This window comes from Streptomyces sp. WG5, from assembly GCF_049974565.1.
Classification (GTDB): domain Bacteria; phylum Actinomycetota; class Actinomycetes; order Streptomycetales; family Streptomycetaceae; genus Streptomyces.
This window is the reverse complement of record NZ_JBNGGC010000076.1, coordinates 1-6,425: the sequence shown is the minus strand read 5'-3', so window position 1 is coordinate 6,425 and position 6,425 is coordinate 1. Positions and strand designations below refer to the sequence as shown.

Genomic DNA, 6,425 nt, shown 5'->3' with positions numbered 1-6,425 from the left:
CCCCGCGGTGCTTACTCCCGGGGGCCCGGCCGGCCCGGGCGGGGGCACCCGGGGTGGCCCCCGGCCGGGTAAACCGCCGGGCGGGGGGGCCCCCCCCCCCCCCCCCCCCGGGGCCCGCCCGCCTCGCTCCCGCCCTCCCGCACCCATGTCTCCATGACCGGAACTCCGTCACATCACAAGGACGTCATGAGCCAGCAGCACTCCGCCGCACCGGCCCCCACCTCCGCCGTCGCCACCGTCGCAGGGCGCCGTGACTGGTGGCGGGACGCCGTCATCTACCAGGTGTACCCGCGCAGCTTCGCCGACAGCAACGGCGACGGCATGGGCGACCTGGAGGGTGTCCGCACCCGCCTGCCGTACCTGCGCGACCTCGGCGTGGACGCCGTGTGGCTCAGCCCCTTCTACGCCTCCCCGCAGGCCGACGCCGGCTACGACGTCGCCGACTACCGGGCCGTCGACCCCATGTTCGGCAACCTGCTGGACGCCGACGCGCTGATCCGCGACGCCCACGCCCTGGGCCTGCGCATCATCGTCGACCTGGTCCCGAACCACTCCTCCGACCAGTACGAGTGGTTCCGGCGCGCCCTCGCCGAGGGCCCCGGCTCGCCGGCCCGCGACCGCTACCACTTCCGCCCGGGCAAGGGCGAGAACGGCGAACTGCCTCCCAACGACTGGGAGTCCATCTTCGGCGGCCCCGCCTGGACCCGGGTCACCGAGCCCGACGGCACGCCGGGGGAGTGGTACCTGCACCTGTTCGCCCCCGAGCAGCCCGACTTCAACTGGGAGCACCCGGCCGTCGGCGACGAGTTCCGCTCCATCCTGCGGTTCTGGCTGGACATGGGCGTCGACGGCTTCCGCATCGACGTCGCCCACGGCATGGTGAAGGCCGAGGGACTGCCCGACCTGGGGGACCACGAGCAGCTGAAGCTGCTGGGCAACGATGTCATGCCGTTCTTCGACCAGGACGGCGTCCACGACATCTACCGCCAGTGGCGGCTGATCCTCGACGAGTACTCCGGCGAGCGCATCTTCGTCGCCGAGGCCTGGACCCCGACCGTCGAGCGCACCGCGAACTACGTCCGCCCCGACGAACTGCACCAGGCGTTCAACTTCCAGTACCTGGGCACCCACTGGGACGCCGAGGAGCTGCGCACGGTCATCGACCGCACCCTGGACGCCATGCGCCCGGTCGGCGCCCCCGCCACCTGGGTCCTCTCCAACCACGACGTCACCCGGCACGCCACCCGCTTCGCCAACCCGGCGGGCCTCGGCACCCAGCTCCGCCTGGCCGGCGACCGCGAACTCGGCCTGCGCCGCGCCCGCGCGGCCACCCTCCTCATGCTGGCGCTGCCCGGCTCGGCCTACGTCTACCAGGGCGAGGAACTCGGCCTGCCGGACGTCGTCGACCTCCCCGACGAGGTGCGCCAGGACCCGGCGTACTTCCGGGGCGCCGGACAGGACGGCTTCCGCGACGGCTGCCGGGTGCCGATCCCCTGGACGCGCACGGGATCGTCGTACGGCTTCGGCGACGGCGGGAGCTGGCTGCCGCAGCCGGCGAACTGGGGCGAGCTGAGCGTCGAGGCGCAGACCGGCGAGCCCGGCTCCACCCTCGAGCTGTACCGCTCCGCGCTGGCCGTACGCCGCGAACAGGCCGACCTGGGCGCGGGCGACGCCGTCGAGTGGCTGCGCGCCCCCGAGGGCGTCGTCGCCTTCCGGCGCGGGGACTTCGTGTGCGTGGCCAACACCACCGGCGAGTCGGTGGCGATGCCCGCGTACGGGCGGATGCTGCTGGCCAGCGGCGAGGTGACCGAGGCGGCCGGCGAGGCGAAGGTGCCGGCGGACACGACGGTGTGGTGGACGACGGCCTGACGCCCCCGCTGACCCGACAGGGCCCGCGGCTTCCCGACCGGGAGCCGCGGGCCCTGTGTCTCATGTCGCCGTCACGGACGTTGCCGTAGCTCGTTCCGTCGGCCTTGGGGGACCCGTCGGAGCCGTGCGCCCCGCCGCACCCGACGGAGCCGGCCCGGGCGTTTGGAGCCCGTACGGCCCGAGCCGTCCGGCCGTGGGCGGTGAGGAAACCACCCACGGCCGGACGCCCGGCTAACGCCACTCGGGCGGGATGTTCTTCAACTGCTCCAGAACGTCCCAGTGGTCCGGCTTGCGCTTCGGATCCTCCCACTGAGCACCGCTCGCGACCCAGTACCCGCGTACCTCGCGCACTTGCGGAAGGTTGTCATCGCCGATACCGGACTCCATGCCGCAGCATTCGCAGATGACGTACTGCGGCGCACCGAATTCGTCCCACAGGGTTTCCCCGTCGTCCAACCCGCACACTCGGCAGGCGGTTTCCGGGGGACGGCGCGGCGCGCTCTTCGGATCCACTACTTGATCTCCGTCCCTCGTCCCGGCTCGTTCAGCCAGTCTTCCAGTGTCGTCCTGTAGCCTCCCTTGTTCGTCACCGGGTCGTAGGGAGAGGGCTTGTACATGGTCTGCGGAATCCCGTCCGGAGTGAACGCCGACCAGGTCTTGGAGTTCTTGTCGAAGATGGCGAGCGCACCGCCGTTCTGCTGGTAGATCCGGTACCCGTCGACCGCCTTGCCGCCGCGTGCGATCTCTCCGTACCTGTGGGCGAGCTCCACGTATTCCCTCGCGTTGTTGAGCTCGGGGAACTCGGCCCTGTGCTTCTTCCAGTGCGAGTAGGCGTTGCTTACGTTGGTGTAGCCCTTTCTGGGGTTCGCGGTCCAGATATGCGGAACCTTGCCATTGGCCCGCATGGACTTGGCGAAGGCCTCGACGGCCGAGTAGCCGCTCTTGCCCCACTTCGTGCCCACGGCGCCGTATCCGAGGATCGGGACGGCGGCGGCGCAGGAGAGGCTGGAGTTGACGGCGTCGCCCTCAGCTCCGTACCACCCGCAGTTGATGAGGTCGAAGCCCTCACCGAAACCGGGGATCAGGCCCCCCGCGTCGAGGAGGAGGTGGCCGACGGTGGACAGGTCCCACCAGTCGGTTTCCTCCTCGGCCGCCATGTCGGCGAAGGCGTCCTCCAGCTCCTTGAGGCCCTTCAGGTCGGCCCGGTCCTGCTCTTCCAGTTCCTTGCGCCGCTGCTCCTCCTCCGCCCACGCCTTCGTGGCCGCCGCGAACAGCGCCTCGCTCATGGCCTCCGCGGCTGCCGCCGCGTCCTTGCCCGCCGCCTCGGCGGACGCGCGGGCCTCCCCTGCTGCGGCCCACGCGACGGCGGCCGAGCCGGCCGCCGCGTTCGCCGAGGCCTGTGCGTGGGCGGCGGAGTTGTCCGCGTCGCGGGCGGCACGATGGGCGTCCGCCTCGGCCGCGCGGGCGGTCTTCGCCGACGCGGCGGCGTCGGCGGCCGACTTCGCGGCGGCGTCGGCCGACGCGTCCGCCTGTTCGGCGTAGCCGGCGGCCAGCTTGGCCGAGTCCTCGGCCTGCTGCGCGTACTTCTGCGCCAGGTCGGCGGCGTCGTTCGCGGTGGCCGCGGCACGGCCGGCCTCCGCGGCGTACCGCTGGGCCGTGGCGGCCACGGCGGAGGCGTCGGCGATGAGCCCCTGGACGCGGGCCACGTGGGTGGCCGTCAGCAGGTCCTGGCGTTTGGCCTTGTACTGCCCCGTCTCGATGAACGCGTGCAGGACCTGCGGCGGCCCTTCCCGCGCGATGCGGGCCGCGGCGGCGACCTCCGGAGTGCCCGACTCCTCCAGCTGGACGGCGCGGACCCGTTCGTCCTGGGTGCGCTGGGTGTAGTAGTCGGTGGTGATGAAGGCGCGCAGACTGTCCGGGGAGCCCTCGTTCAGGGCCGCCTGTCCGGCTGCCCGCACTCCGGGCCCGGCGCCGTTCATGAGCTGGGTGACGGTGACCCGGTAGTCGTTGGCCGCGGCCTGGTGCTGGCCGGTGGCGAGGAAGTCCGCGACCGCCGCCGCGTCCCCGTCGAGCGCCGCCTCCGCCGCCGCGCGGACCGTCTCGGACTCGGACTCGGTGGCGAGGCGGTTGACCCGTGCCCGGTTGTCGAGCTCCAGCGCCTTGTCCCGGCCGGTGCGGACGTACTCGATGACGTCCTCGTCGGAGCCGGCCAGGGCCACCTCGGCCGCGGCGACGCTCCAGGGGCCGCGGGTCTGCGCCGTGTTCAGCGCGACCTTGCGGGCCTTCGGCGCGACGGTGGCGACGTCGACGTCGGGCCGGGTGACCTCGGCGGCCAGCCGGTCCGCCTCCTCGTCCAGGGCCTGGGAGGCCTGCGCCTGCCGGTCCTGTGCGGCCTGGCGTTCGTCGTCGAGTGCCTTGAGCGAGCGGGCCTGCTCGATCGCTCCCGCCGTGCGGGTGGTCAGCCCCTCCTTCTCGATCTCGCGGGCGAGGGTGAAGGTCGCCTGCGCCTTGGTGACCGCCGCGGTCGCCGCGTCGGCGGCGTCCTTGGCGGCGTTGGCGTGCTTCGTGGACTCCGCCGCGGCGGTCGCGGCGTCGCCCGCGTGGTCGGCCGCCGCGTCGGCGGCGACGGCGGCGTTCTCGGCGTGCTTGGCGGCGGAGTTGGCGGCGTCACGCGCTTCGTGCGCGGCCTTGGCCGCCTTGCCGGCCAGCGCCTCGGCCCGGTTCGCGGCGGCGGTGGCCTGCGCGGCGTGGCGGTGCGCCTCGGCCGCCGCGGCCCTGGCCCGGGCGGCCTGCGCCTCGGAAACACCCGCCTGGCCGCTGGCCTCGGCCGCAGCGCTGGCCGCGGCGTCCGCGTTGAGCCCCGCGTAGGCCGCGGACTTGGCGGCGTTGGCCGCCTCGAACGCGGCGGTACCGGCGTGGTCGGCGGCGGTCGCGGCCTTCTGCGCTCCCTTGGCGGCGTCCCGCGCGTCCTCGGCCGCCGCACGGGCGGCGGACGCCTTGCCCGCGTCGCTCGCCGCGGCGGCGGCCGCGTTCCGGGCGTTGGAGGCGGCCCGGGCGGCCGCCGCCGCGGCGGACGCGGCCTGCGAGGCGGCGTTGGCGGCCACACGGGCCGAGGTGGTGGCCGCGTTGGCGGCGTCGATGGCCTGCTGCGCGGCACGTGCGGCGCCCCGGGCGGCGTCGGCCGCCCGGCCCGCGGCACTCGACGCCTTCTGGGCGTCCGCCTTGGCCGCCTCGGTCTCCTCGGCCGCCTTCTGCGCCGACTCCTTGGCGAGCTGTGTCGCCTCGACCGCGCGTGCCGACGCCTCCTTGGCCTTCTCCGTCTCGGCCTTGGCCTGCCGGCCGGCCTCGGTGGCCCACTCGGCGAGCTGTGCGACGGTCGCCTGCTCCTGATCGCGGGCCCGGGCGATGTGCTGCCCGACCTCGAGGAACTCCCGGACGTCGTTGATGTCCCCGTTGAGGGCGACCCGGGCGGCCTCGCGGGTCGCGTCCCCGCCGGTGCTCATGATCTGGACGGTCTGCACCCGGGCGTCGCTGTCCGCGGCGACGTACTGCCCCTCGTTGAGGAACGCGCGTACGTCCTCGATGGTGCCGTTGAGCGCCTTCTGACCCGCTTCCTTGACCCCGCGTCCGGAGGCCGCCGAGATGACCTGCACGGCCTGGACCCTCTGGTCCTGCTCCAGCGGGACCCGCCAGCCGTCCTTGAGGAAGGCCCGCAGGTCCTCGGGCGAGCCGGCGAGCGCCGTCTGCGCGGCCGCGCGCACCTCCCGCCCGCCCAGCGACAGGATCTGGACGGCCGACACCCGGTCGTCGCTGAGCTGTGCGATCTCCTTCTCTTCCGCGAGGAACTTCTGCACGTCGGCGTCGGTGCCGAGCAGCGCCGCCTCGGCCGCGGCCTTGACGGCCGGCCCTCCGGACTGCCACAGCTCGAGCACCCTGCCCCGGTCGGTGGCGGGTATGTACTCGGACACCTCCTCCTCGCCCGGCACCTCGTCGACGGCGGACGCCGGGACAGTGCCCACCATGCCCAGCGTCAGGGCGATCAGGAGGGTGAGGCACAGCGACCGCAGGGAAGCCAGCCGCCATCGCGACTCGCCGCGGTGTCCGTCCGTATGCGCGTGTACCCGAAGAACTGCGCGTTTGGTGAGTCTTCGACTCAAGAGCGTCTTACCTCTCACTGCCCGACAACTCACTGGTCGGGGGCCGTATTTCGGCGCGCCGAGCCTACTTGTGAACTCGATGTGTGCCACAGGTAGGTGTGTGGTGACGGCGTGATACCTTGCGCAGTCGGTGCGCCGCGAGGGGGCGACGCAGGGGCTCGTTCACGGTCGGGAGACCAGGGGGGGAATCACCGCTGCCCCGGTTCGCACCGGCCGATGCCTTCGCTCCTCGGTGCGCCGAGCATGCGTGTCCGCCGCATCACGCACCGCGACGGACGGCCATGCGGATCAGGTATCACATCGCCCTGGAAGGGAACTCTGATGAAAACCCGCCTTCGTAAGCCGCTTGTTGCCGGGCTGCTCGCCGTCTGCACCGTCGCGGGCGCGTCGTCGATCGCT

Annotated in this window: 3 protein-coding genes; 1 reads left to right on the top strand and 2 read right to left on the bottom strand. The window is 73.3% G+C overall.

Annotated elements, in window-relative coordinates:
* The first annotated feature begins 186 nt into the window (after positions 1-186).
* A complete protein-coding gene (locus ACP4IX_RS35785) occupies positions 187-1,869 on the top strand; it encodes a glycoside hydrolase family 13 protein (protein WP_426526937.1) in 1,683 nt (560 codons plus the stop codon).
* 231 nt (positions 1,870-2,100) lie between these two features.
* Here ACP4IX_RS35785 and ACP4IX_RS35780 read toward each other — a convergent pair whose 3' ends face one another.
* A complete protein-coding gene (locus ACP4IX_RS35780; protein ID WP_426526935.1) occupies positions 2,101-2,382 on the bottom strand; it encodes a hypothetical protein in 282 nt (93 codons plus the stop codon).
* On the bottom strand, positions 2,382-5,891 hold the full coding sequence (locus ACP4IX_RS35775) for a hypothetical protein (RefSeq protein ID WP_426558760.1): 3,510 nt from the start codon (positions 5,889-5,891) through the stop codon (positions 2,382-2,384). Before ACP4IX_RS35775 ends, ACP4IX_RS35780 begins: the two co-directional genes overlap by 1 nt.
* Positions 5,892-6,425 lie beyond the last annotated feature (534 nt).

Coding starts and splice junctions, on each gene's coding strand:
- ACP4IX_RS35785 (WP_426526937.1), top strand. CDS start 187: ATGAGCCAGCAGCACTCCGCCGCACCGGCCCCCACCTCCGCCGTCGCC.
- ACP4IX_RS35775 (WP_426558760.1), bottom strand. CDS start 5,891: ATGGTGGGCACTGTCCCGGCGTCCGCCGTCGACGAGGTGCCGGGCGAG.